General features: G+C 57.9%; 19 protein-coding genes. 12 read left to right on the top strand and 7 right to left on the bottom strand.

What is annotated here, in order from left to right; all coding sequences use genetic code 11:
- Positions 1–37 precede the first annotated feature (37 nt).
- On the top strand, positions 38–1,726 hold the full coding sequence (arnT, locus tag V6P94_RS15095) for a lipid IV(A) 4-amino-4-deoxy-L-arabinosyltransferase (protein WP_219262214.1): 1,689 nt from the start codon (positions 38–40) through the stop codon (positions 1,724–1,726).
- Positions 1,727–3,244 (top strand): glycosyltransferase family 39 protein, encoded by a 1,518-nt coding sequence (locus tag V6P94_RS15090; protein ID WP_338647395.1) that lies wholly within the window; start codon positions 1,727–1,729, stop codon positions 3,242–3,244.
- Between the two features lie 101 nt (positions 3,245–3,345).
- On the opposite strand, the gene pssA is transcribed toward V6P94_RS15090, so the two are convergent.
- From pssA to V6P94_RS15075, 3 genes are all read right to left on the bottom strand, one after another.
- The gene (gene pssA, locus V6P94_RS15085; protein WP_133079196.1) at positions 3,346–4,689 is read right to left on the bottom strand and encodes a CDP-diacylglycerol--serine O-phosphatidyltransferase; all 1,344 of its coding nucleotides are present in this window, start codon (positions 4,687–4,689) and stop codon (positions 3,346–3,348) included.
- A 164-nt stretch (positions 4,690–4,853) separates the two neighbouring features.
- Positions 4,854–5,993, bottom strand: a complete 1,140-nt coding sequence (locus tag V6P94_RS15080) for a glycerate kinase (protein ID WP_338647393.1) — start codon at positions 5,991–5,993, stop codon at positions 4,854–4,856.
- A 150-nt stretch (positions 5,994–6,143) separates the two neighbouring features.
- Entirely contained in the window at positions 6,144–7,241 is a 1,098-nt protein-coding gene (locus V6P94_RS15075; protein ID WP_133079198.1) for a sugar diacid recognition domain-containing protein, read from the bottom strand.
- 158 nt (positions 7,242–7,399) lie between these two features.
- Here V6P94_RS15075 and V6P94_RS15070 point away from each other — a divergent pair, with 158 nt between their 5' ends.
- The 3 genes from V6P94_RS15070 (at position 7,400) to rarD (V6P94_RS15060) (ending at position 11,080) form a co-directional block, all read left to right on the top strand.
- Entirely contained in the window at positions 7,400–8,716 is a 1,317-nt protein-coding gene (locus V6P94_RS15070; RefSeq protein WP_133079199.1) for an MFS transporter, read from the top strand.
- Between the two features lie 277 nt (positions 8,717–8,993).
- Entirely contained in the window at positions 8,994–9,878 is an 885-nt protein-coding gene (rarD, locus tag V6P94_RS15065; RefSeq protein ID WP_133079200.1) for an EamA family transporter RarD, read from the top strand.
- A 320-nt stretch (positions 9,879–10,198) separates the two neighbouring features.
- Positions 10,199–11,080, top strand: coding sequence for an EamA family transporter RarD (rarD, locus tag V6P94_RS15060; RefSeq protein ID WP_338647388.1), 882 nt, complete (start codon positions 10,199–10,201; stop codon positions 11,078–11,080).
- A gap of 16 nt (positions 11,081–11,096) precedes the next feature.
- Here rarD (V6P94_RS15060) and V6P94_RS15055 read toward each other — a convergent pair whose 3' ends face one another.
- The gene (locus tag V6P94_RS15055) at positions 11,097–12,392 is read right to left on the bottom strand and encodes an ATP-binding protein (protein ID WP_338647386.1); all 1,296 of its coding nucleotides are present in this window, start codon (positions 12,390–12,392) and stop codon (positions 11,097–11,099) included.
- Positions 12,393–12,396: 4 nt separating this feature from the next.
- The gene (locus tag V6P94_RS15050; protein ID WP_133079203.1) at positions 12,397–13,098 is read right to left on the bottom strand and encodes a response regulator; all 702 of its coding nucleotides are present in this window, start codon (positions 13,096–13,098) and stop codon (positions 12,397–12,399) included.
- 169 nt (positions 13,099–13,267) lie between these two features.
- On the opposite strand from V6P94_RS15050, the gene V6P94_RS15045 reads away from it, so the two are divergent.
- The 3 genes from V6P94_RS15045 to V6P94_RS15035 are packed head-to-tail and all read left to right on the top strand — an operon-like array spanning position 13,268 to position 18,214.
- Positions 13,268–14,422, top strand: coding sequence for an efflux RND transporter periplasmic adaptor subunit (locus V6P94_RS15045; protein WP_338647383.1), 1,155 nt, complete (start codon positions 13,268–13,270; stop codon positions 14,420–14,422).
- Between the two features lie 2 nt (positions 14,423–14,424).
- Entirely contained in the window at positions 14,425–17,526 is a 3,102-nt protein-coding gene (locus tag V6P94_RS15040) for a multidrug efflux RND transporter permease subunit (RefSeq protein WP_133079205.1), read from the top strand.
- A 52-nt stretch (positions 17,527–17,578) separates the two neighbouring features.
- A complete protein-coding gene (locus V6P94_RS15035; RefSeq protein ID WP_338647381.1) occupies positions 17,579–18,214 on the top strand; it encodes a DUF1345 domain-containing protein in 636 nt (211 codons plus the stop codon).
- Positions 18,215–18,309: 95 nt separating this feature from the next.
- Here the strand turns inward: V6P94_RS15035 and hppD are convergent, their stop codons facing one another.
- Positions 18,310–19,386: a 4-hydroxyphenylpyruvate dioxygenase gene (gene hppD / locus V6P94_RS15030; protein ID WP_133079207.1), complete on the bottom strand. Its 1,077-nt coding sequence runs from the start codon at positions 19,384–19,386 to the stop codon at positions 18,310–18,312.
- Positions 19,387–19,722: 336 nt separating this feature from the next.
- Between hppD and V6P94_RS15025 the strand changes: the two genes are divergently transcribed.
- The 4 genes from V6P94_RS15025 (at position 19,723) to gloA (ending at position 23,597) form a co-directional block, all read left to right on the top strand.
- On the top strand, positions 19,723–21,270 hold the full coding sequence (locus V6P94_RS15025) for an EAL domain-containing protein (protein ID WP_338647378.1): 1,548 nt from the start codon (positions 19,723–19,725) through the stop codon (positions 21,268–21,270).
- Between the two features lie 235 nt (positions 21,271–21,505).
- Positions 21,506–21,865 (top strand): histone-like nucleoid-structuring protein, MvaT/MvaU family, encoded by a 360-nt coding sequence (locus V6P94_RS15020; protein ID WP_219262353.1) that lies wholly within the window; start codon positions 21,506–21,508, stop codon positions 21,863–21,865.
- Between the two features lie 508 nt (positions 21,866–22,373).
- Positions 22,374–22,940: an isochorismatase family protein gene (locus tag V6P94_RS15015; protein WP_338647373.1), complete on the top strand. Its 567-nt coding sequence runs from the start codon at positions 22,374–22,376 to the stop codon at positions 22,938–22,940.
- A gap of 135 nt (positions 22,941–23,075) precedes the next feature.
- A complete protein-coding gene (gene gloA / locus V6P94_RS15010) occupies positions 23,076–23,597 on the top strand; it encodes a lactoylglutathione lyase (protein WP_326397924.1) in 522 nt (173 codons plus the stop codon).
- 56 nt (positions 23,598–23,653) lie between these two features.
- Here the strand turns inward: gloA and ahpF are convergent, their stop codons facing one another.
- Positions 23,654–25,216: an alkyl hydroperoxide reductase subunit F gene (ahpF, locus tag V6P94_RS15005; RefSeq protein WP_338647370.1), complete on the bottom strand. Its 1,563-nt coding sequence runs from the start codon at positions 25,214–25,216 to the stop codon at positions 23,654–23,656.
- Between the last annotated feature and the right edge of the window lie 121 nt (positions 25,217–25,337).

The raw sequence follows: 25,337 nt of genomic DNA, 5'->3' as shown, positions 1-25,337 counted from the left end.
ATAACTTACGTCTATAACGGGCTTACAGGTGGAAAGCATGGTTGCCGTTGTCCCTCACACCTTCCGGATCCAGGGTCTGGAACGCTTGGCCTTGCCCAGTCTGATACTGGCTTTTGTGGTGTTTTATCTGTTGCCACTGATGAGCCACGGGCTGTGGATACCCGACGAAACCCGCTATGCCCAGATCAGTCAGGAAATGCTCCACAGTGGCAACTGGATCGCGCCGCACTTCATGGGTTTGCGCTATTTCGAAAAGCCCATCGCCGGCTACTGGATGATTGCCATCGGCCAGGCCGTGTTTGGTGACAACCTGTTTGGCGTGCGCATCGCCTCTGCGCTCAGTACCGGGCTGAGTGTCTGGCTGGCGTGGCTAATCGCTGGCCGCCTTTGGGATGACCCTCGCAAGCGTTTCGCCAGTGCCCTGCTTTACATGAGCTTTGGGCTGGTCGCAGGGCAAGCCGGATATGCCAACCTGGACCCGCAGTTCACCTTCTGGGTCAATCTGAGCCTGGTCGCGGTGTGGTTTGCCTTTGACAGCAAGACTCGCCGCGGGCGCCTTTGCTCATGGGCAGTGCTTGGCGTTGCCTGTGGCATGGGCTTCATGACCAAAGGCTTTCTGGCCTGGTTATTACCCGTACTGATCGCGGTGCCGTATGCCCTGTGGCAGCGGCGCATAAAGGAAGTGCTGATTTACGGTCCGCTGGCGATCCTGGTCGCAGTGGCTATCTGTGTTCCGTGGGCGCTGGCGATACATCATCAGGAGCCGGACTTCTGGCAATTCTTTTTCTGGAACGAACACATCCGTCGCTTTAGCGCAGCCGATGCGCAACACACTCAACCCTGGTGGTTCTATCTGCCCATCCTGCTGGCCGCCAGTTTGCCGTGGGCCGCTCTGGTGCCCGCAGCCCTGCTCGATGCATGGAAGCAAAAGCGCCAGCCAGCGATTGGTTTTCTGTTGCTGTGGATGCTGCTGCCGCTGGCCATCTTCAGCTTGAGCAAGGGCAAATTGCCGACTTACATCATGCCGTGCCTTTTGCCATTGGCACTGTTGATGGGCCATGCACTGGTGACCTGGCTGGCCCAGGCGCGTAGCCGGACTCTACGCATCAATGGTGTGTTGAATACGCTGCTGGCCGTAGCCGGGTTGGCGGGGCTGATTTATCTGCAAATCAGCCACCCGGTCTATGACAACACCGAGATATTCAGCCTGTCCCTGGGCTACATCGTGTTGCTCGGCTGGCTGCTGAGCAATGCCTTGCAAGCCCTGCGCCCCTTGCAGCTGTGGGCCGCACCCGCGCTGGGCATGGGTTTGCTGGTGGCCTTGTTGCCCGCAGCCATGCCGGGACAAATCGTCAACAGTAAAATGCCCGACCAGTTTATCGCCGAACATGTGCAGGAACTGAGTCAGACCAGCACGTTGTTGAGCAACGACCTGGGCGCTGCGTCGGCGCTTTCATGGCGCCTTGGGCGACCTGACGTGAGTCTTTACAACACCGTGGGCGAACTCAAGTACGGCCTGGGGTATGCCGATTCAGCTGCGCGTCAGGTTGACATGGATAACATCGCTCACTGGATGAAGGACGCCCAGCAGCGCGGTTCTGTCGGAGTCGTCATGCGAGTTCATTCGGCACTGGAAACCCACGAAGTCGAGCTGCTGCCGGTGGGCGGCAAACGCTACGAGCGCGGCGATCTGTCGATATTTATCTTCCCCGGGGTTCAGCCTTAAATGACGGTATCCAAGCGCCTGGACAGCAACCAGAAAGCGTTGCTGGTGCTACTGACCGTGTCTGCCCTGCTGCTGTTGCTCGGCCTGGGCTCGAGGGAGCTGTGGGGGCCGGAGACCCGCTGGGCCAACATTGCACTGCAGATGCTGCAAAGCGGCGATTATCTGGACCCGTACCTCAAGGGGTCGCCCTACTACGACAAGCCCTTGCCCTCGTACTGGCTGATCACGGCAACCGCCGGGCTGACGGGCGGCCTGGGGCATTGGTCGCTACGCCTGTCTTCGGTTGTCGCAGCCTGGTTCAGCGTATGGCTGGTGTTCCTGATCGGCGAGCAACTGTTTCGCAAAGGCACCGGATTGATTGCTGGATGGATGCTGGCCACCACCTTCTACTTTGTGTTTTGGGCGAGAGTGGCGACAGCGGACATTCTCACCGTATTCGGCCTTCTGGCCGCGGTGTGGTGGTACTGGCGCGACCCGCAGGACACCCGCTTCAGCCGCTATTGCGTGTTCTTTCTGCTGCTGTCCCTGACCTCCCTGCTCAAGGGACTGATCGGCTTTATCCTGCCGGGGCTGGTTCTGCTGCCTCATCTACTGGGGGAGCAACGCTGGAAGCGTCATCTGAACCTGCGCCTGTTACTGGCCCTGATCGTTGCAGGGGCGGTGTACATGCTGCCTTTTGTCCTGTCCCATCTGTATGGCGCGCCAACTTATGGTGAAAGCGGACTGGGGCTGGTACTGCGTGAAAACGTGGTGCGCTTCTTCAACCCCTTCGACCACATGGGGCCTATTTATACCTACCTGATTTACCTGCCGACTTACACCCTGCCCTGGGCGCCGTTCTGGATGATCGGGTTGTGGGTGGCCGTGCGTCAGTGGCGTCACATCGAGCCCAATACACGCTGGCTGGTGTGGGGGCTGGGTTTGCTGTTTGTATTCTTCACCGCCAGTGGCAGTCGGCGCAGTTATTACGTGCTGCCGCTGGTGCCCTTTGCGCAGCTATTGGCCGCCTGGTGGGTGACACGGCGCATGGCGCAACGCAAAAGCAGCGGGCGTGGCTGGAAGATCGGCTTCGGCGTCAGCGCTGCGGCCGTGCTGTTGGTACTGGGGGTGATATACCCCTGGTCCAACGGCGGTGGCGGGGTTATCCAGTTCGGCCAGGATGTGAAGGCGCGGGCCAGCGAGCAGGCGCCCTGGGATCAATGGCGCATGGTGATGATCGATGTCGACAACAAACTGCCGATGTATGTCCAGAATGAAGGCGAGCCGTTCTTCTACATCGACCAGAGCCAGGACTTCCCCCGCAACGGCGACAGTGCCGCACTGATGGCCTGGCTGGATAAAACCAGCGGCCAGCACTTCGACCCGAAACGCACGCTGATCTTCGCCCAGTTTCGCAGTGGCGATCCCCTGCCCCTGGGCTACCTGAGCGTGGACCACCAGGTCATTACCAGTCAGCCGGATAACGGTGATCGCCTGTTGCATCGCCGTGAGGGGGGCAGCGTGGTGTATATCCCGTGATCCCTACCCTGTGGGAGCGGGATTGCTCGCGATAGAAACGACGCGGGGTATCTGTTACTCAGCGTCGATGCAATCGCGAGCAAGCCCGCTCCCACGGGTATTTAGAGAATCCGGTAAAGCAAGCGCTCGATCCGTACCCGGCTGACGCGACGCAAGAACTTGGCCACCGCTGGCGGGTAATCCGCCAGTGTTTCCAGGCTCTTGAAGCTATCGATGCGCTGAGTATGGGCAAAGATGGCGTCCAGCTCCTTGCGGCGAGGCTCCAGCAATTCGCGACGCGGATCATCAATCAGCAAACCGTTTTCCAGGTCCAGGCGGAACGCACGCGGATTGAGGTTGTTGCCGGTCAACAAGGTATAGCGATCATCGACCCACATGCCCTTGAGGTGGTAGGTGTTGTCACCTTCGCGCCACAAGTGCAGATTCAACAGACCGTTGTCGATCATGCGCTGATGACTCTTGGCAAACCGGCGCAGGCTCAACTCATACAGATACGGCAACGCCGCGATAACCCGGAAAGGTTCGCTAGGCGGGATGTAGAAGTCGTTGGCCGTTTTGTCGCCCACCACGATATCAATCCGCACCCCACGCTCCAGGGCCCGATTGATTTCACGGGTCACAGGCAGCGGCAGGTTGAAATACGGCGTACAAATGGTCAGTTGCTGCTGACTGCAGGCAATCAGTTCACAAATCACCCGGCTCAGCGGGTTGTTCTTGCCCACGCCCAGCAACGGGCTGACCGAGAGACCAAAGTGGCCGACTGTACCGGCGCTGGTGTCGTAGCTGGCTTTTTTCAGATGGCTGCGCAAATCACCGATGGCGCTGCGCAAACTGCGGGTTGTCGGCAGTGTTGGCAGGTCCAGGCGATGGACCGCCCTGGTCTCGATCAGGTCCTGCTGGACAAAGCGCTGCATGGTGTCGGCCAACGGCTTGTTGTGCAGCACGTGGTAACGGTCAAAGCGGTACTTGTCGAGTTTGTGCAGGTACACGTTATTCAGACTGGCGCCGCTGTAGATCACACAGTCGTCAACGATGAAGCCCTTGAGGTGCAGCACGCCGAACAGCTCGCGGGTCTGGACCGGCACACCATAAATCGGCACATGGGTGGCGTGGGATGCGGTTTGCGCCTGATACCAGGCCGCATTGCCGGGCTGCTTGCCTGCACCGATCAGCCCGCGCTGGGCACGCAGCCAGTCGACGACAACCGCGATTTCGAGTTCGGGACGCGCCGCTTTGGCGGCATGCAAGGCGTCCATGATTTCCTGCCCGGCCTCATCCTGTTGCAGGTACAAGGCCACCAGCGTGATGCGGTGGCGTGCGCCTGCAATCTGCTCCAACAGACAGCGACGAAAATCCGCTGCGCTTGGCAGGATACTGAAAGCATCGGCAGATAACGGAAAGCTGCGCAGTTTAGGCAGCAAAGAGCGTTTGAAGAGCGACGGCATAGGGCTCGCTAAGGGTCGAATGCGAAGAGCCGCAAAGCTTACACCAAAGTTTGCAATGAAACCTCAATGTGGGAGCGGGCTTGCTCGCGATGAGATCGCCCTGGTTTTACAGGCAGAGCGAGTTATCCGAATCGACGCACCGTCACTCCATCACGCTTTATGTGTCATGAAAATTTGGCAAGACTCAACAACCGCGCAATATCCCGCGCCCGGTCAGTGAGCAATGGCGCCGCCCGGGTGCAGGCGTCCTGCAGGGTCATCGGGCCGCTGGCAATTGCAAATGCCGCGTTGATGCCGTGCTCGTACAGCGCCTGATACCCCTCGCCCAACGTGCCTGCCAATACCACCACCGGGACACCTTCAGCGCGGGCGATGCTCGCCACGCCAAAGGGGGTTTTGCCGCGCAGGGTCTGGGCATCGAAACGGCCTTCACCGGTAATCACCAGGTCTGCCCCCTTTACAGCCTCGGCCAGCCCCACCAGCTCGGCAACCACTTCAACCCCTGCACGAAACTGCGCGCCGAGGAACGCCTTGGCAGCAAACCCCAGCCCCCCGGCTGCACCCGAGCCTGGTTCTTGACGCACATCCTTGGGCAAAACCTTTGCACAGTGATCGGCAAAATGCCCCAGCGCCTGATCCAGCAACTGCACGTGTTCGGCAGATGCACCCTTTTGCGGGCCAAAGATTGCCGAAGCACCGTGCTCGCCACACAGCGGGTTGTTGACGTCAGCGGCAATTTCAAAGCGTACCTCGGCCAGACGCGGGTCCAGGCCTGCCAGCTCGATACGCGCCACATGGGCCAGCGCCAGGCCGCCGCGCGGCAGACTGTTGCCCTGGGCGTCGAACAAGCCCAGGCCCAGCGCCTGCAATGCACCGGCTCCGGCATCATTGGTAGCACTGCCGCCGATGGCCAGGATGACCCGCCGTGCGCCGGCATCCAGCGCGGCCTTGATCAGTTCGCCGGTGCCGAAGGTGCTGGTGATGCAGGCATTGCGCTGTTCCGGTTTCAGCAGTTGCAAACCGCTGGCTTCGGCCATCTCGATGATTGCCGTGTGGCTGTCAGGCAGCCAGCCCCAATGGGCCTCGACCGGTGCGCCCAGCGGGCCTTGCACATGATTGCTGCGCAACTGGCCATTGCCTGCGGCGACAATCGCTTCGACTGTGCCTTCGCCGCCATCGGCCATCGGGCACTTGACCAAATGCGCGTGGGGCAATACGTCAGCCAGACCGGCTGCAATCGCGTCGGCGACTTTTTCGGCGCTCAGGCTGTCTTTGAACGAGTCGGGGGCAATCACGATTTTCATGGGGCGTATCTCCAGTTCTTATACCCTCCATGCTGCCAGCAACCGGCCCAAAACACGCCAGTCGGGCGCACAAGCATTCAAGGGGTTTGTTGTTCATTTGGACAAGGAACCTTGTTGCAGGCGCTCTCGCGAGCAAGCCCGCTCCCACAATCACGTCTGTGCCAGCAGCTGGACTCCCAGGTACAGGGCCAGCATGCCATTGAGGCTCAGCGGGTCCACGCCACTCAGTTCGGCGATACGCTCCATGCGATAGCGCAGGCTGTTGCGATGAATCCCCAGGGCGTCGGCACAGGCCTGACTCTGGCCATCGTGATCACACCAGCTGCGCAACGTGGCAATCAGTTGGCCGTTGGCGTCTTTGGCCACCACTTTGTGCAATGGCCCGAGCAATTCTTCCAGCGCATCGTCATTGCGATGACGCCACAGCATCACTGGCAACCGGTAGCGATTGAGCGTCAGCAGGCGGGTCTGCGGCAGTACATCGCGACCATATGCCAGCAGATCACCCACCCGTCGATAACAGCGGCGCAACCCCTTGAGTGCATCAGCCTGCCCGCCTGCGGCAATCCGCAAGACCTTCCAGCCCTGGCCGTCGAGCTTCTCCAGCAGCCGCATGTCATCCAGCGCAGTCGTGGCCGGCCGGCACCACAGCAGCGAGCCCGTGGCCGGGCTGACGCACCAGCTGTCCGGGTAGCGTGACTGCAGCCATACACTCAAGGCCTCTGCACTCTGCCCCTTGCCCAGCTCAAACAAATACGGAATCCGTGCCAGCTGGGGCTTGAGGCCCAATTGCTGGGCCTCGTCGATCAGTCGCGGCGAGTCGCCCCCTTCACTAAGCAGCAAAGCCACCAGATCGTCACAGCGTTGGCGCCGCCATTGTTGTTCCGCCTGCTGGTAACGCTGGCCCACCAGCATCTCGGCGGTCATGCGTACCAGTTCGGCGTAGGTACGCAGCAACTCGGGCTCGCCCGTCAAGCCCAGCACACCGATCAGTCGTTGATCGAGCAACAATGGCAAGTTGATACCCGGCTGCACGCCTTTCAGGCATTTGGCGGCCTGGGCATCGATTTCCACCACCCGTCCATTGGCCAGCACTAATTGCGCCCCTTCGTGCCGGGTGTTGATACGCTCAGGCTCACCACTGCCCAGGATCAGGCCCTGGCTGTCCATCACGTTTACGTTGTACGGCAAGATGGCCATCGCGCGATCCACGATGTCCTGCGCCAAATCATGGTCCAGTTCAAACATAGGGTGACAATCCTTGGATACATTTGTTCACGGGCACAGGCGACTCGGCAAAATGCTGTGCGACAGCACAAAGACAGCGGCGTTGTGGTGACCGAGACTCAAGCTGCGGTCAACGTTACCCCTGGATCGTGAAAAAACATAATAAAGAGAGACATAAGATGTCACAGAGCGCCCCCGCATCGCCGATCAGCGATGACGATAAAAACGCCATCTACAAGCGCATCACCCTGCGTTTGATCCCCTTCATTTTTATCTGCTATCTGTTCAATTACCTGGACCGGGTAAACGTTGGCTTTGCCAAACTGCAGATGCTCGACGCACTCAAGTTCAGCGAAACCGTGTACGGCCTGGGTGCCGGTATTTTCTTCATCGGCTACGTGCTGTGCGGCGTACCCAGCAACCTGGCCTTGACCAGATTCGGCCCCCGGCGCTGGATCGCCGTGATGATGATCAGTTGGGGGACCCTGTCGACCTGCCTGATGTTTGTCACCACACCTACCGGGTTCTACACCCTGCGCCTGCTGACCGGTGCCGCTGAAGCGGGCTTCTTTCCGGGTGTGGTGCTGTACCTCTCGCAGTGGTTCCCCAGCTTTCGCCGGGGCCGGATCATGGCCCTGTTCATGTGCGCCATCCCTGTATCGGGTCTGATTGGCGGGCCATTCTCCGGCTGGATTCTCAGCCACTTCGCTGCAGGCCAGGGCGGCCTTGCCGGATGGCAGTGGATGTTCCTGCTGCAAGGCATTCCCACCGTCGTGCTGGGCGCACTGGCCATTTTCTTGCTCAGTGACAGCTTTGCCAACGCTAAATGGCTGGGTGCCCATGAGCGAGCGGTACTGGAAGCGGACCATCGCCTGGATGCCGCCAGCAAACCCGCTTCATCGGCCACCGATTCGCTGTCGGCAGTGTTCAAAAACCCGGCCATCTGGGCTTTCGGCCTGATTTACTTCTGCATCCAGAGCGGCGTGTACGCCATCAACTTCTGGTTGCCGTCGATCATCAAGAGCCTGGGCTTCAGCGATACCCTGGTGATCGGCTGGATCAGCGCGATTCCTTATCTGCTGGCGGCTGTGTTCATGCTGCTGGTGGGCCGCTCGGCGGACTTGCACAAGGAGCGCCGCTGGCATCTGGTGGTACCGATGCTGATGGGCGCGGTGGGTCTGGTGATCGCGGTGAATTTTGCCGCGCACCCGGCCATTGCGATTCTGGGCCTGACCATTGCGACCATGGGCGCACTGACCGGCTTGCCGATGTTCTGGCCAGTACCTACTGCGATGCTCAGCGCGGGTGCGGCCGCTGGTGGCCTGGCACTGATCAACTCGATGGGGCAAATGGCCGGTTTCCTTAGCCCGTACCTGGTGGGCTTCGTAAAAGACGCCACCGGCTCCACGGACGCGGCCCTGTACTTCCTGGCCGCGGTGATTGTGGGCGGCAGCCTGCTGGCACTGCGCATGACCCGGGGCATTAAAACCCCATAATCAGGCACAGCCTGTGGGAGCCGGGCTTGCCCGCGATGGTAGCGCTGCGGTTTGACTCTGAAACCGGGTTGCCTGCTTCGCGAGCAAGCCCGCTCCCACATTGACCTTGCCATCATAGGCATCACCAAACCTGTGGGAGCTGCATCCCTGCGGTTTGCCTGACTGACCCCAGTGCCTGCTCCCACAGACATTCATAATCAAGGATTTGCCCTACAGCTCACAGAGCCTCAAGCTACGCACTTCTAATAATCAAAATGCGTGTTTCAACGAGGCTGTTGTGTCCAAAGGTATTGTTCTGTCTGTTCTGGCATCGAGCCTGTTCGGTGTCATGTATTACTTCACATCCCTGCTCTGGCCCTTGAGCGGAGCTGAAATCTTCGGCTGGCGGATGCTCCTGACCCTGCCCTGCATGACGCTGTTCATGTGCTTTTCCGGTGACTGGCGGCTGGTGCCGGTGATTTTCTCGCGGCTGCGTCAGCAACCGAAGTTCTTCGCCGTGCTCGTCGCGTCCAGTGCACTGGTGGGCGTTCAGCTCTGGCTGTTTCTGTGGGCGCCGCTCAATGGCCACAGCCTTGACGTATCGCTGGGTTATTTCCTGCTGCCGCTGACCATGCTTCTGACCGGTCGCCTGGTGTATGGCGAGCAACTGTCCCATCTGCAGAAAATCGCCGCCGCACTGGCAACCCTCGGGGTCGCCAACGAGGTGTACCGCGTGGGCGGGTTCTCCTGGACCACTCTGGTGGTGGCCATTGGTTACCCCTTGTACTTCGTGCTGCGCAAGCGCGCAGGCACCGACAACCTCGGCGGCCTGTGGGCTGACATGCTGCTGCTGATACCTGTGGCGTGGTGGTTTGTACAAAGTGGTGAGCAAGGGTTTGAGGTGGCCAGCCATCGCCCTGCCCTGTACGCGCTGATTCCAATCCTGGGGGGCATCAGTGCCCTGGCGCTGATCAGTTACATCCTGGCCAGCCGGATGCTGGCGTTCAGCCTCTTCGGTTTGCTCAGCTATGTCGAACCGGTGTTGCTGGTGCTGGTTGCATTGCTGCTGGGCGAAAGCATTACTGCGGGCCAATGGATGACCTATCTGCCGATCTGGCTGGCCGTGGGGGTGTTGATGTTCGAAGGATTCAAGCACCTGGTGCGTCAACGCCGATCCATGTAAACGGGTTGAATGCGAGGGGGTGGGCTGGCTCTCTGCTCAGGCGACTCGGCCTGCCAAAACCACCGGGGCGATGCTTTCGCGAGCAAGCCCGCCCCCACAGGACTTGATAGCAAGCTACCGTTAATCAGTTTTTCCAACAACACGAACGCTCGTTTAAAACGACTTTGGCCCAGTATTTGCCTGATGTTTTACAAGTTGAACCGCCTCAACAAGAATGACTCCCAAGTAATTGGTTTAAAAGACATTTGCCACCGACAACCAACAGCCTCAAGCTACGTGCCCACTCAAACGAGTAACGTTGTAGATCCATTGAGGTTGTTGTGTCTAAAGGTATTGTTCTATCGATTTTGGCTTCCTGCCTGTTCGGCGTCTTGTACTACTTCACTTCCGTTCTTTGGCCCCTTGATGGCCAGGAAATCTTCGGCTGGCGAATACTGATCTCGCTTCCCTTCATGACCCTGTTTATATGCCTCTCCGGCGATTGGAAATGGGTTCCTATAATTTTCAATCGTTTACGCGACAAACCTCTACTGATTCCTTGCGTACTGCTGACCAGCTTCCTGGTTGGCCTGCAGCTGTGGATGTTCATGTGGGGGCCGCTCAACGGGCATGGTCTGGATGTGTCGCTGGGCTACTTCCTGCTGCCACTGACGATGATCCTCACCGGGCGCATCGTCTACGGTGAGCACTTGTCCCACCTGCAGAAAATAGCCACGGCCCTGGCCGTGATCGGCGTGGCCAATGAGTTGTATCGCACGGGCGGGTTTTCCTGGACGACACTGGTCGTGGCCATCGGCTACCCGATGTACTTCGTATTGCGTAAAAAGATCGGCATCGACAACCTGGGCGGCCTGTGGCTGGACATGCTGTTGATGGTCCCGGCAGCCCTCTGGTTTGTGCTGGCCGGCCCCCATGTCGACCTTGGCGAACAGCGCCAGGCGCTTTATCTGCTGGTACCGCTCATGGGCATCATCAGTGCGGCCGCAGGGTTCTCGTACATCCTGGCCAGTCGCTTGCTGCCGTTCAGCCTGTTTGGCCTGCTCAGTTACGTCGAGCCTGTGCTGCTGGTCGCCGTGGCCCTGTTGCTGGGCGACAGCCTAGAAGAGGGTCAATGGCTGACCTACGGCCCGATCTGGCTCGCGGTGGTCGTCTTGATTATTGAAGGCTTGAAGCACGTGAGCCGCCAGCGCCGCTCCATCTAAGCCGTAACACCTCGCTTCAAGCCGGTAACCAGAGCTTGAAGCGAGCACCGCCCATAGGCGATTGCTCCACGCTCAGCGTGCCACCCTGGGCTTGCAGGGCACGCCGACTGATCGCCAGCCCCAGGCCGAAGCCGCCGGTAGCCCGGTCCCGGCTGCGATCCAGGCGATAGAACGGCTCAAAGATCCTTTCCCGTTCTTGCTCGGGAATTCCGATGCCATCGTCATCTACCCACAGTTCACAGCCCTGGGAGGTGACATTCACGCCCACCTGAATTCGCCTGTCGCAGTAACGCATGGCATTGCGCAGCAGATTTTGCAGGGCCCGCGCAGTCAGGCGCGGATCAAGGGCGAAGCGTTCCTGGGCGCCTTGCAACAGCACGTCCAGCACAATATCGGGGGCCTCCAGCTCTTCATCGAAGCTGCCAAGGATGCTGTCGATAAACTCATCGAGCGACACCTCCACCCTCTCTGGAACCAATGCAGGGTTTTGCAGGCGGCTGAAAGACAGCAGTTCCAGTACCAGCTCATCCAATTCGCGAATATGCCCCACCAACACTTGCAAGCGCTCGCGACTGCCATCCGGCAAGTCGTCACACAGCACCAGCGCCAGGCCAAAGTCCAGGCGGGTCAAGGGCGTGCGCAATTCATGGGACACCGCGTTCAACAAGTCGCGCTGCTGATTGAGCAGGTGCTCGACATCCTGGGCCATTGCATCGAATACCGTGGCCAGGCCATGAATGTTCGAGCGTTGGGATATCTGCGTACGCTCGCTCAGTTGCCCCTGACCGATACGCTCCGCCGTGAGTTTGAGGCGCTCCAGATCACGCCAGTGCGGGCGCAGCCACAACAGCAGGCCGCCCAGCAATGCTGCGCCAATCAGGACGTTGATACTCCAATACAACACACTCATGTCGAAGGGGTCCGGAGGCATCACCCATTCAATCGCCAGTTGTTCGTCCAGCGGAGAAACCACCAGCGTGCGCCAGCCCCAATCGCCGATGCGCAACACGCCCTTGCCTTGCTGCAATTGGCGTTGCTCCTGGGCGCTGAACTTGGCATCCGTAATGGGCAGCAGATTGACCTTCATCGGCTCAAACTGCGCGTCAAGTTCGCGGGCAAGGGCTGGCCATTGCTCTGGGGGCAGATGATGGAACTGTTTGACCAGCAGGGTCTGCATGCCCCGCGACATATCGACGTTGTAGTTCATGAAGCGATCATGAAACAGCGACACGATCCCCCCGGGCACCAGGTAACTGGCCAGGGCGAACGTCACGATGGTCACCAGGTACAGGCGTATCAGAATCTTCAACATGGGTTCAGCATTCCCATTCCGAGCGGCTGAACAGGTAGCCCTTGCCCCACACGGTCTTGATCTTGCGCGCTTCACCGGCGCAGTCATCGAACTTGCGCCGCAACTTGGAGATCGCCACATCCACCGAACGGTCCGTGCCGTTGAACTCGATGCCCCGCAGACGCTGCAGGATCTGATCACGGCTCAGCACTTCACCGGCATGCCGCGCCAGCACCACCAGCAGGTTGTACTCACCACTGGACAACTCGATGATCTGTCCGCGCCAATTGACGGTGCGCTCTGACAAGTCGATGCACAGATTGCCAATGGTGATGCGGTCACTGGCCATTTGAGGCTCGGTCAGGCTGCTGCGACGCAAAAGCGTGCGCACACGGGCCAGCAATACACGGGGTTCGCAAGGTTTTGTCACATAATCATCTGCACCCATCTCTAGCCCCAGCACCTGATCATGACTATCGTCGCGGGCTGTCAACATCAGGATCGGCAGACTGGCAGACTCGGTTCGCAGCAAGCGGCAGACTTGCAGCCCATCGAGCCCAGGTAACATCAGGTCAAGAATGACCAGATCCGGAGGGTTGCTTCTTGCTCTGTCACACACTTGATCGCCGCGGGCAATCACGCTGACCTGATAGCCATTGCGCTCCAGGTAGCTGGCAATCAGCTCCGACAGCGCGGCGTCGTCTTCGACCAGCAAAATAGTGGGCATAATCAATGCTTACAACCGGGGAAAACCCGAAGGATATACAACCTTACAAGGATAGGAGCAGAACCTTCACACTTTTTCACATACCCCCTACATTGCTTCACAACGCCTCTTGCGTGCTGCGCTTAGCATGCCTACAGAAACATCCCGCTTATTTAAGAAGGCACGATCGTTGAAAAAGCTCTTCGCCCCGCTATTCCTTACGGCGCTGGCCCTGACCCTCAGCGCCTGCGATAAAAGCCCGGTCGCTGAGACCAAACCTCCCTTGACCAAGGTACGCACCGAAGTCATCGCCACCGCCCCCTTGTCCGTCAGCAACGAGCTGAGCGGCCGGGTGGTTGCTCCCCGCGTGGCGCAAGTCAGTGCCCGGGTTGCCGGTGTCGTGCTCAAGCGCGTGTTCACCGAAGGCAGCGAGGTGAAACAGGGTGATGTCCTGTTTCTGATTGATCCGGCGCCCTTCAAGGCTGACCTGGACAGTGCGCAAGCCGCCTTGAGCAAGTCCCAGGCTGTTGCCTTGCAGGCAAAACTGCAGGACCAGCGCTATGGCGAGCTGATAGCAATCAACGCGATCAGCCGTCAGGACCATGACAATGCGCGCGCTGCGGCACAGCAGGCCAATGCCGATGTGGCCGCCAATCAGGCTGCGCTTCAGCGCGCCAGGCTGAACCTGGGTTATGCCACCGTTACAGCACCCATCTCGGGGCGCATTGGCCGTGCACTGGTCACGGAAGGCGCTCTGGTCGGCCAGGGTGAAGTCACGCCGCTGGCCCGTATCCAGCAACTCAATCCGATTCATGTCGACCTGACGCAGTCCACCCGCGATCTGGACAACCTGCGCGAAGCATTCCGCGCCGGGGAGCTGCAGCAAGTCGGCAAGCAACAGGCAAAGGCCACATTGATTCGGGACAACGGCAGCCTTTATCCGTTGCCGGGTAAACTGCTGTTCACCGATGTGACGGTTGACCCGAGCACCGGACAAATCATTCTGCGCAGCGAGTTCCCGAACCCTGACTACGATCTCTTGCCAGGCAGTTTTGTGCGGGTTCGACTGGAGCAGGCGTTCAAAAAGGAAGGCATCAGCGTGCCGCAGCGGGCAATCATGCGTGACAGCGCAGGGATCGCCCAGGTGCTGCTGGTCGATGCCGATAACCGCGTGCACCTGCAGGCGGTTCAACTGGGCAGTGCGCAAAATGATCGCTGGGCCGTGACCTCCGGCCTGAAGGCCGGTGACCGCATCGTCACTGAAGGCCTGCAGCACGCCCGCCCGGGTGAGCAGGTACAAATCGATGACCCCACACTCCCTCTCGCACACTCCACGGATCGGTGAGCATGCCGCAGTTTTTTATCGACCGCCCGGTCTTTGCCTGGGTCGTTGCGTTGTTCATTCTGCTGGCGGGGGCTTTGGCCATCCCGCAGTTGCCAGTAGCCAAATATCCCGACGTGGCGCCGCCCCAAGTCGAGGTTTACGCCATTTACCCCGGCGCCTCGGCCCAAACCCTGGACGAAAGCGTTGTCAGCCTGATTGAGCAGGAGCTCAACGGCACCGATGGCTTGCTGTATTTCGAATCCCAGAGCAGCCTGGGCAGTGCCAGCATCACCGCCACATTCAAACCCGGCACCGATCCGGAGATGGCGCAGGTCGATGTACAGAACCGTCTTAAAGCGGTGGAGTCGCGCCTGCCCCAGGCGGTTATCCAGCAAGGCCTGCAGGTCGAGAAAATCTCCTCGGGCTTCCTGATGCTGGTGACACTGACCGCCGACAGCACCAGCGCGCTGGATGAGGTTGCCCTCAGCGATTACCTTGCGCGCAACGTGATGAACGAAGTCAAGCGCATCGACGGCGTCGGCAAGGCCCAGCTGTATGGTGCCGAACGTGCCATGCGCATCTGGATCGATCCGCAAAAATTGATCGGCTTCAACCTGACCCCGGCCGACGTCAACCAGGCGATTGCCAGTCAAAACGCACAGGTTTCCGCGGGCAGCATCGGCGATCTGCCGGGGCGCTCCACCCAGGAAATCACCGCAACGGTACTGGTCAAGGGCCAGCTATCAACCCCGCAAGAGTTTGGCGATATTGTGCTGCGCGCCAACCCGGACGGCTCCACGGTACGCATCAGCGATGTGGCCCGGGTCGAAATCGGCAGCCAGGAGTACCAGTACGGCACCCGGCTGAACGGCAAGTCAGCCAGCGCTTTCAGCGTGAAACTGGCACCGGAGGCCAACGCCCTGAATACGGGCAACCTGATTCGCGCCAAGATGGACGATCTGAGCCGCTACTTCCCGGCCGGTGTGGAATACACCATCCCGTATGACACCACGCCGTTTGTCAAAGTCTCGATCACCAAGGTTATCTACACCCTGGTCGAGGCTATGGTGCTGGTATTTGCCGTGATGTACCTGTTCCTGCAGAACATTCGCTATACGCTGATCCCGACCCTGGTGGTGCCAGTGGCACTGATGGGAACGTTCGCCACGATGCTGGCGCTGGGCTTTTCAATCAACGTGCTGACCATGTTCGGCATGGTGCTGGCCATCGGGATTCTGGTGGACGACGCCATTGTGGTGGTCGAGAACGTCGAGCGGATCATGGTCAGCGAAGGGCTTTCGCCGCGAGAAGCGACCCGCAAGGCGATGACCCAGATCAGCGGCGCGATTGTGGGCATCACCCTGGTGCTGGTGGCCGTGTTTATTCCAATGGCGTTCATGCCTGGATCCGTCGGGGTGATTTACCAGCAGTTCTCGCTGTCGATGGCGACTTCGATTCTGTTCTCGGCATTTTTGGCCCTGTCCCTGACCCCGGCCCTGTGTGCAACCTTGCTCAAGCCGATCGCCAAGGGAGAGCATCACGCCAAGGGCGGTTTCTTTGGCTGGTTCAACAGGAAGTTCGAGCGCCTGTCACAAGGTTACGAACACTGGGTGGTGCATCTGATCAAGCGCAGCACACGCTACCTGCTGGTCTACGGTGCCTTGCTGGTGATTCTGGTGGTGTGCTTTGCACGCCTGCCCTCCTCCTTCTTGCCTGTCGAGGACCAGGGCTACACCATCACTGACATTCAACTGCCGCCAGGCGCCAGCCAGAGCCGCACGATCAAGGTGGCCGAGCAGATCGAGGCACACAACGCCAGCGAGCCCGGGGTGGGTAACACCACGATGATCCTGGGTTTCAGCTTCTCGGGTAGCGGCCAGAACGCAGCGCTGGCCTTTACCACCCTCAAGGACTGGTCGGTACGTGGCGCCCAGGATTCTGCATCGGCAATCGCTGACCGGGCGAACGGCGCTTTCAGCGAGCTCAAGGACGCGGTGGCCTTTGCCATCCTTCCACCTCCGGTCAGTGGCCTAGGGACCTCCAGCGGTTTTGAGTTCCGCTTGCAAGACCGTGGCGGTGTTGGCTATGACAGGCTGATGCAAGCCCGCAGTGAGTTGCTGGAACTGGCAGCCAAAAGCCCTGTGCTGGCCAATGTGCGTGAAGAAGCACTGGCAGAAAGCCCGCAGGTGCAGCTTGAGGTCGATCGTAAACGCGCCAATGCGCTGGGCATTTCCTTTGCCGACATCGGCGCCGTGTTGTCAACGGCGGTGGGCTCGGCCTATGTCAACGACTTCCCGAATCAGGGCCGCATGCAACGGGTAGTGGTTCAGGCTGAAGGTGATCAGCGCAGCCAGGTCGAAGACCTGCTGAAAATGAATGTGCGTAACGACCAGGGCAAGATGGTGCCGCTTTCGGCCTTTGTCGAAGCCCGCTGGATACAGGGCCCGTCCCAGCTGACGCGTTATAACGGTTACCCGGCGATCAGCATTTCCGGCGAATCGGCCCCAGGGCACAGCACCGGCGAGGCGATGGCTGAAATTGAGCGCCTGGTCAGCCAGCTCCCGGCAGGCCTGGGCCTGGAATGGACAGGGTTATCGTTGCAAGAACAGGTGTCCGGGGCTCAAGCACCGATCCTGCTGGCCTTGTCGCTGCTGATCGTTTTCCTGTGCCTGGCTGCACTGTACGAAAGCTGGTCGATCCCGACCGCTGTCCTGCTGGTCGTGCCATTGGGCGTACTGGGTGCGGTGCTGGCGGTCACGTTGCGCGGAATGCCCAACGACGTGTTCTTCAAAGTGGGCCTGATCACCATTATCGGGCTGTCGGCAAAGAACGCCATTTTGATCATCGAATTTGCCAAGACTCTGTACGACGAGGGGCATGACCTGGTGGACGCTACCGTGCAAGCAGCCCGCTTGCGGCTGCGCCCGATTGTGATGACGTCACTGGCGTTCATCCTTGGGGTGGTGCCATTGGCACTCGCCACCGGCGCCAGTTCCGCGAGTCAGCAGGCCATCGGCACAGGGGTGATCGGCGGCATGATCGTCGCAACTCTGGCCGTGGTGTTTGTACCGGTGTTCTTCGTGGTGGTGATGAAGCTGGCAAGAAGCAAACCTCGCCAGGGTTAACCCCCGGCAGTGCGTGCTAAGGTGCTTGTAAACTCAGTAACAGGGATTGTTTATGTCGCACCTTGCACGCACCCACCCCCGCTTGACCGCCGCCACTCTGGTCGGGCTGGCCGTTGGCATTTTTGCTCCTGCCGCTACCGTGACCACCAAATTCCTGCTGGGCTGGAACAGCGCTGTATGGCTGTATCTGGCCTTTACGTTATGGCTGGTGATCCACTCCAGGGCCTGTGACGTCAAAAGCACGGCTGAAGTCGAAGATGAAAATGCCAGCATGGTGCTCTTTACTGTGTGCATTGCTGCAATCGCCAGCCTGGCGGCCGTCACCCTTGAGTTGTCGGGCACCATTACCAGCGACACCGATCGCCTGATTCATTACGGTTTTACCGGGCTGACTGTGGTGGGTTCGTGGTTGATGATCGGAGTCATTTTCAGCCTGCATTACGCGCGACTGTTCTATAACAACGAAGGGCCGGAGCCGGCACTGCGCTTCCCGGAGGGATTGCTGGACCCGGACTACTGGGATTTTCTGTATTTCTCGTTCACCCTCAACGTTGCGGTGCAGACAGCCGACGTGAGCATCGCCACCCGCGAAATGCGCAAAGCGGTATTGGCTCACTCATTACTGGGCTTTTTGTTCAACACGGCAGTGCTTGGGTTTACGATCAATATTGCGGCGGGGTTGTTCTAGGGAGGGAATGGCAGCAGCAGGCTTGCTGGCGATGCTATCGCGGGCAAGCCCGGCTCCCACAGGAACGCGCCATGTGGGAGCGGGCATGAGGCGTATCAGTCTGCAGTCAGCACACCACGACGCACCTGGTCGCGTTCGATGGACTCAAACAGTGCCTTGAAGTTGCCTTCGCCAAAGCCGTCATCGCCCTTGCGCTGGATGAACTCGAAGAACACCGGCCCCATCAGGGTTTCAGAGAAGATCTGCAGCAGCAGGCGCTTGTCACCCGACTCCGAAGAACCGTCCAGCAAGATGCCCCGTGATTGAAGCTCTTCAACCGGTTCACCGTGGTTCGGCAGGCGGCCTTCAAGCATTTCGTAGTAGGTCTCTGGCGGTGCAGTCATGAAGCGCATGCCAATTTTCTTCAGCGCGTCCCAGGTCTTGATCAGGTCATCACTGAGGAAGGCAACGTGCTGAATGCCCTCACCGTTGAACTGCATCAGGAACTCTTCGATCTGACCCGCACCTTTGGACGACTCTTCGTTCAACGGGATGCGAATCATGCCATCTGGCGCGGTCATGGCCTTGGAGGTCAGGCCGGTGTATTCGCCCTTGATGTCGAAATAACGGATTTCGCGGAAGTTGAACAGCTTCTCGTAGAAGTTGGCCCAATAAGCCATGCGGCCGCGGTACACGTTATGGGTCAGGTGATCGATGATCTTCAGGCCAGCGCCGACCGGATGACGGTCTACGCCTTCGATGAACACAAAGTCGATGTCGTAAATCGAGTTGCCTTCGCCATAGCGGTCGATCAGGTACAACGGAGCGCCACCAATGCCTTTGATTGCAGGCAGGTTCAGTTCCATCGGGCCGGTAGGGATATGTACCGGCTGAGCCCCCAATTCAAGTGCACGGGTATAGGCTTGCTGTGCATTGCGCACCCGAAAGGCCATCCCGCATACCGACGGACCGTGCTCGGCCGCGAAGTAGGACGCGACACTGTTGGGCTCGTTGTTGAGGATCAGGTTGATATCGCCCTGGCGATACAGGTGCACATCTTTGGAACGGTGGGTCGCCACCTTGGTGAAACCCATGATTTCAAACACAGGTTCAAGGGTATTGGGTACAGGGGACGCGAATTCGATGAACTCAAAGCCCATCAGGCCCATTGGGTTTTCGTATAGATCAGCCATTTTAGGCGCCTCATCATGGTCATTTTTAGAATTAACAGGGGTTATATGCTAAGAATGCTGAGGCTGGCTGGCGGCGCGCAGGAGATCCCGCGCACACTGCGCGCAAGGAAATCACCGTAGATCAACTGGAACCCGAATCGCTTCATTTCGATCCATCTCTTACGCGGTAGGGCTTCTGCTTTCAGAAGTCGTTATTCTTGTATGCGTAAGCCGATTCTACATGGCGTAATCTTATTTGTCCTACCCATTGTAAAATTGCCCGCATGCACTGCTACGCTTTTCTTACTGTTCTGTAGCGTGCACCCAAGCCCCACCTCTGTGTTAGCAGGATTTTGAATGCCACTCACCTCAAAAATGAGCCGTAAATGGACTGACCGTTACGCGTTGATTGTGCTCAGCGGACTGTTACCTGTCGTGCTGGGTGTCTTGATTATAGTTTGGCAGGCCAACCGCTCACTGAAACTTGAGGCCACTCAAACCGCCCAGGAAGCCGTACGACAATTTGACTTGATGCTGGAAAATGCCAAGTTGGCCGCCGACATTGTCCTGCCGCAGGCGGGCCGCGATTGCGCCCAGGTTGAACTGGCCCTGCGCGAGCAAGTCACGAGACGTCCTTATGTACGCTCCGTGAATCTGGTGTGGGACAACCAGATCTACTGCACGTCTTTATTTGGCAAATACAAAGAAGCGGTGAGCCCTGAGAAATATGCAAACGGTGTGCTGTGGCTGATGCCCGGCACCATGGTAACGCCCAATGACCCGGTTCTGGTTTACCGCCAGAACAAGGACAAGCGCGGGGTGTTGATCAGTTTGTATGGCTTTCATCTGGTCAACGTACTGGGCCTGGTCAATCACAAAACCTATTTACTGATTGTCGTGGGCGATGCCTGGATCGACCGCTATGGCCAGGTACGCAATACGCCGCCTCCCCATTTGCCTGTGGCACAAACTGCAGTGCCTTCACCCGAGTACCCCTACCGTGTTATCGCAGGTTTCAACGAGGGTGAAGTCTGGAGGCATGTGATTGTTGAATACCCGGGGCTTTTGGGTTTATTGATCTTTCTGGGCATTGTTTCAGCCTTGACGGTTAACAGGCTTCAAAAACGCTCGTCTTCACCCTCCAGTGAAATGCGCCGTGGCCTGGAGGCGGCCGAGTTCATTCCTTACTTCCAACCCGTCGTACGGGGTGATACCAAACAATGGGCCGGGGCCGAAGTATTAATGCGCTGGCAACACCCTAAAGAGGGGCTGGTTCGTCCGGACCTGTTTATCCCTTTTGCAGAACACTCGGGCTTGATTGTGCCGATGACGCGCTCGCTGATGGAGCAAACATCACAGCTGCTTGCCCCCCACTCCAGCCACATGGAGCCCGGTTTCCATATAGCCTTCAACACTTCAGCCCACCATTGCCAGAACCTTGAGCTGGTTGAAGACTGTCGACGCTTTCTGGACGCTTTCCCGCCGGGGCACATCAACCTTGTCCTGGAGCTCACCGAGCGCGAGTTAATCGTCCCCACCCCCACTGCCCATCAACTGTTCAGTGAATTGCACACCCTGGGGGTCATGATTGCCATTGATGACTTTGGCACCGGCCATTCAAGCCTGAGTTACTTGCGCGAGTTCAACGTTGATTACTTGAAGATTGACCAGAGCTTTGTCGCCTTGATTGGGGTAGATGCCCTGTCCAGACATATCCTTGACAGCATCATTGAGTTGAGTGCGAAGCTGGACTTGGGGATTGTCGCAGAAGGCATTGAAACAGAAGAACAAAGCGAGTACCTGGCCGCTCAAGGCGTTGATTTTTTACAAGGCTACCTGTTTGCGCGCCCCATGCCGCCTGCCGAGTTCATCGAGGCTTTACAGGCACGCTTAACCCCCACTTAATAAATAAGCGTGCTGTTTGAAACTTTTTCAAACAGCACGCTTATAGCACTTGGCAGCGTAGGAATTAGCAACTACAATTTTTTTTGTCCGAATACGAACTTTTAATTGTCTGCATCAGTGGATGCGTTCCCCGGGATCAAAATCTCGGGGGTTCGTCCTGCAAATCTTGTGCATTCCAAACATCATTAATTCGCTTCGGTTTCATCGCACCGAACCTACGAATGGAGTAATGACTTTGTCTAGACTTGCTGAGTTTCGCGCTGCTGAAAAAGCGCTACAAGAACAGCTGGCCCAATTGGAAGCCTTGAAAAATGATGCCGGACTTAAAAAGGAAATCGAGTTCGAAGAAAAGCTTCAAGGCTTGATGAAAACCTATGGCAAAAACCTGCGGGACATCATCGCCATCCTTGACCCAAACCCTTCTGCTTCAAAGGGCGCATCAGCCCCTAAACAGCGCAAGGCCCGAGTGCTCAAGGTTTACCAAAACCCCCATACCGGCGAACTTATCGAAACCAAAGGCGGCAACCATCGCGGCTTGAAAGCCTGGAAAGAAGAGTATGGTGCAGCAACGGTAGATACTTGGCTTCGTGCATAAAGCCCCCCTGCAAATCACGCCCTGCCCCGGCAGGGCTTTTTTGTACCTGAGTTAATCGTTCTGAGCCCCCCTTCATTATAAAGGGCTCAACTTTATGATGAAGGGCTCACATTATCGTGCGGCGCAGAGTTACGTTATTTTTAGTCCATCATTAAAACTTCAACGTCGCTTCTTGGCGGGCTCCTGCCAGCGATCCGCTCAAGTACACGCATGTGTTTTACCGAACGCCCCGAGTAAAAAAAAACCCAGCCAATTGCGGTGTAGGAAAAGTCGTATTTTGCGACCCGCAGGACCGAAAAGGACGGGAGGGGAAGATGCTTCACAAATTTTTCACATGGTGGGTCACAGGATAGAGGCTGCTAAAGGACTAGCGCCCCATGCCCGCTTCGGCGGGCTTCTTTTTGCCCGCGATTTGTCCATGTCTGCGAAAGCTGCATGATGGTTATCTGCTGGTAGCGGCTGGGCTCAGCACACTCGACCTACTGTCACCAAAAGGAGATGAGATTACATGAAGGAACAATCCGGCCCTGTCCCCCTGATTATCCTTGACGTTCAAGATGCCATTGATCGCCCGAACTGGGATGGCAAAAGTAATCCTGACTATTTGCCGGTAATCCAACGCCTTCTTAATCATTGGCGCTCAAATGGTTGGCCGGTTCTTCACGTGAAGCACGATGAGCAGACACCTACATCCAGCTATTACGTCCACGGCCCCTGGAATGAAATAAAGAAAGACGTTGCCCCGATACAGGGAGAAACCGTCATCACCAAACAGCAAAACTGCGCCTTCATTGCCACCGAACTGGACGCCATCCTTAAAAGGATGCAGGTAAAGCGTTTGGTGCTGACGGGTGTTGTGATTCACAACAGCATGGATGCCACAGTCCGTGCGGGAAAAGCGCTCGGTTACAGCATCATTCTTCCGTCAGACGCGACGACAGCCGTGCCCGTCATTGGGGCGCATGGGCAGTCGTGGGACGCCACAACCGTTCATGAATTAACCCTGGCCATACTCGGTGATGAATATGCCGATGTCATGTCATCGCATGAAGTGATCGCACAGTTCACCCTATGAAGCTATGCAGAGGTTGAAACGCGACAGCCCCGCTCCCCCTAAAACAGGTTTGGCGCAAGACTTCACTTTCCGTATCATTCCCTCATCACGCTCATCGTAGCGACCGATCACCTATGCATCATTTTCGGAGGGTTCATGAGCCTGCAAGACCTGAACAACATCCCTGGCGTCACTGGCCAACCAGATAGCGCTACCCATAATTTCGTGTTCAACCACACCATGCTGCGCGTCAAAAACATCGAGAAGTCCCTCGATTTTTATACCCGCGTACTGGGTTTCTCACTGGTTGAAAAGCGTGACTTTCCTGAAGCTGAATTCAGCCTGTATTTTCTGGCGCTGGTCGACAAGGCACAGATCCCCGCAGACGACGCTGCGCGTACGCTGTGGATGAAGTCCATTCCCGGCATCCTGGAACTGACCCACAACCACGGCTCGGAAACCGACGACAGCGTCGTCTACCACAATGGCAACACCGATCCGCGCGGTTTCGGCCATATCTGTATTTCGGTGCCGGATATCCGTGCCGCCTGTGAGCGATTTGAAGCCTTGGGCGTGGACTTTCAGAAACGTCTGAACGATGGCCGCATGAAGTCCCTGGCATTCGTTAAAGATCCGGACGGTTACTGGGTCGAGATCATCCAGCCACAACCGATGTAAATATCGGGCTCAAAAAAAAACCCATGATCGCTCATGGGTTTTTTGTTTCAGGCCGCTTATTGCGGCGCAGAAGAGCGGATCAAGTGATCGAACGCACTCAGGGAAGCCTTGGCGCCCTCGCCCACCGCGATCACGATCTGCTTGTACGGTACGGTGGTCACGTCACCGGCTGCGAAAATACCGGGGATCGACGTTTCACCACGAGCATCGACCACGATCTCACCACGGGGCGAAAGCTCTACAGTACCTTTGAGCCAATCGGTGTTAGGCAACAAACCAATTTGCACAAAGATGCCTTCAAGTTCCACGGCATGCACTTCACCCGACTGACGATCCTTGTAAAGCAGACCGTTCACTTTCTGCCCGTCACCTGTTACCTCGGTGGTCTGGGCATTGGTGATGACCTTTACGTTGGGCAGGCTGTGCAACTTGCGCTGCAATACCGCATCGGCGCGCAATGCGGTATCGAACTCAAGCAGGGTCACATGAGCAACGATGCCTGCCAGGTCGATGGCGGCTTCAACGCCCGAGTTACCGCCGCCGATGACTGCAACACGCTTGCCCTTGAACAACGGACCATCACAGTGCGGGCAGTAAGCAACACCTCGACTGCGGTATTGCTGCTCACCCGGCACGTTCATTTCACGCCAGCGGGCACCGGTGGCCAGAATCACGGTCTTGGCTTTTAGCGATGCACCGCTGGCAAATTTCACTTCGTGCAACTCGCCCGCCTTGCCGGCGATCAATTTGTCTGCACGCTGCAGGTTCATGATGTCGACGTCGTATTGCTTGACGTGTTCCTCAAGTGCAGTGGCAAGCTTTGGCCCTTCAGTTTCCTGAACCGAGATAAAGTTCTCGATGGCCATAGTATCCAGCACCTGACCACCAAAGCGCTCGGCCGCAACACCGGTACGTATGCCTTTACGCGCAGCATAGATCGCTGCAGCAGCACCGGCCGGACCGCCACCAATCACCAGCACGTCAAAGGCTTCTTTGGCGCTGATTTTTTCGGCCTGACGCTCAACGGCACTGGTGTCCAGTTTGCCGAGAATCTCTTCCAGGCCCATGCGACCCTGACCGAAGTTCACCCCGTTCAGGTAAACGCTTGGCACCGCCATCACCTGACGTTCGGTGACTTCGTCCTGGAACAAGGCGCCGTCGATCGCCACGTGGCGAATGTTCGGGTTGAGCACCGCCATCAAGTTCAGAGCCTGAACAACGTCTGGGCAGTTCTGGCAAGACAGCGAGAAATAGGTTTCGAAGTTGAACTCGCCTTTAAGGGAGCGAATCTGTTCAATCACGTCGCTACTGGCTTTCGATGGGTGGCCGCCTACTTGCAGCAAGGCCAGCACCAGCGAAGTAAATTCGTGGCCCATCGGGATACCTGCAAAACGCAGGCTGATATCGCCGCCCGGGCGGTTCAGCGAGAACGAAGGCTTGCGCGCATCGTTACCGTTGTCCAGCAGGGTGATCATGCTGGAAAGACTGGCAATTTCTTTTAACAGGTCGTGCATTTCACGGGATTTCGCACCGTCGTCGAGAGAAGCGACAATCTCGATCGGCTGTGTGACCCGCTCCAGGTATGACTTCAACTGTGCTTTTAGATTGGCGTCCAACATACGGGCGATCTCCTTTGAATATTGATTCTGTAAAAAAAAACGCCCGAGCGAATGTCGCCCGGGCGTTTTGAGGGCGATGCTGCTGACTACTTAGGTGCGGTTCACCGCCCTTGGGTGCTTC

Source organism: Pseudomonas sp. ML2-2023-3, assembly GCF_037055275.1.
Lineage (GTDB): Bacteria > Pseudomonadota > Gammaproteobacteria > Pseudomonadales > Pseudomonadaceae > Aquipseudomonas.
The sequence above is the reverse complement of the archived record's forward strand: the minus strand, read 5'-3'. Positions and strand labels throughout refer to the sequence as shown.

Excerpts from the sequence above, each read along its gene's own strand:
- arnT (WP_219262214.1), top strand. The coding sequence starts at position 38 with ATGGTTGCCGTTGTCCCTCACACCTTCCGGATCCAGGGTCTGGAACGC.
- V6P94_RS15090 (WP_338647395.1), top strand. The coding sequence starts at position 1,727 with ATGACGGTATCCAAGCGCCTGGACAGCAACCAGAAAGCGTTGCTGGTG.
- pssA (WP_133079196.1), bottom strand. The coding sequence starts at position 4,689 with ATGCCGTCGCTCTTCAAACGCTCTTTGCTGCCTAAACTGCGCAGCTTT.
- V6P94_RS15080 (WP_338647393.1), bottom strand. The coding sequence starts at position 5,993 with ATGAAAATCGTGATTGCCCCCGACTCGTTCAAAGACAGCCTGAGCGCC.
- V6P94_RS15075 (WP_133079198.1), bottom strand. The coding sequence starts at position 7,241 with ATGTTTGAACTGGACCATGATTTGGCGCAGGACATCGTGGATCGCGCG.
- V6P94_RS15070 (WP_133079199.1), top strand. The coding sequence starts at position 7,400 with ATGTCACAGAGCGCCCCCGCATCGCCGATCAGCGATGACGATAAAAAC.
- V6P94_RS15055 (WP_338647386.1), bottom strand. The coding sequence starts at position 12,392 with ATGTTGAAGATTCTGATACGCCTGTACCTGGTGACCATCGTGACGTTC.
- V6P94_RS15050 (WP_133079203.1), bottom strand. The coding sequence starts at position 13,098 with ATGCCCACTATTTTGCTGGTCGAAGACGACGCCGCGCTGTCGGAGCTG.
- V6P94_RS15040 (WP_133079205.1), top strand. The coding sequence starts at position 14,425 with ATGCCGCAGTTTTTTATCGACCGCCCGGTCTTTGCCTGGGTCGTTGCG.
- V6P94_RS15035 (WP_338647381.1), top strand. The coding sequence starts at position 17,579 with ATGTCGCACCTTGCACGCACCCACCCCCGCTTGACCGCCGCCACTCTG.
- hppD (WP_133079207.1), bottom strand. The coding sequence starts at position 19,386 with ATGGCTGATCTATACGAAAACCCAATGGGCCTGATGGGCTTTGAGTTC.
- V6P94_RS15025 (WP_338647378.1), top strand. The coding sequence starts at position 19,723 with ATGCCACTCACCTCAAAAATGAGCCGTAAATGGACTGACCGTTACGCG.
- V6P94_RS15015 (WP_338647373.1), top strand. The coding sequence starts at position 22,374 with ATGAAGGAACAATCCGGCCCTGTCCCCCTGATTATCCTTGACGTTCAA.
- gloA (WP_326397924.1), top strand. The coding sequence starts at position 23,076 with ATGAGCCTGCAAGACCTGAACAACATCCCTGGCGTCACTGGCCAACCA.
- ahpF (WP_338647370.1), bottom strand. The coding sequence starts at position 25,216 with ATGTTGGACGCCAATCTAAAAGCACAGTTGAAGTCATACCTGGAGCGG.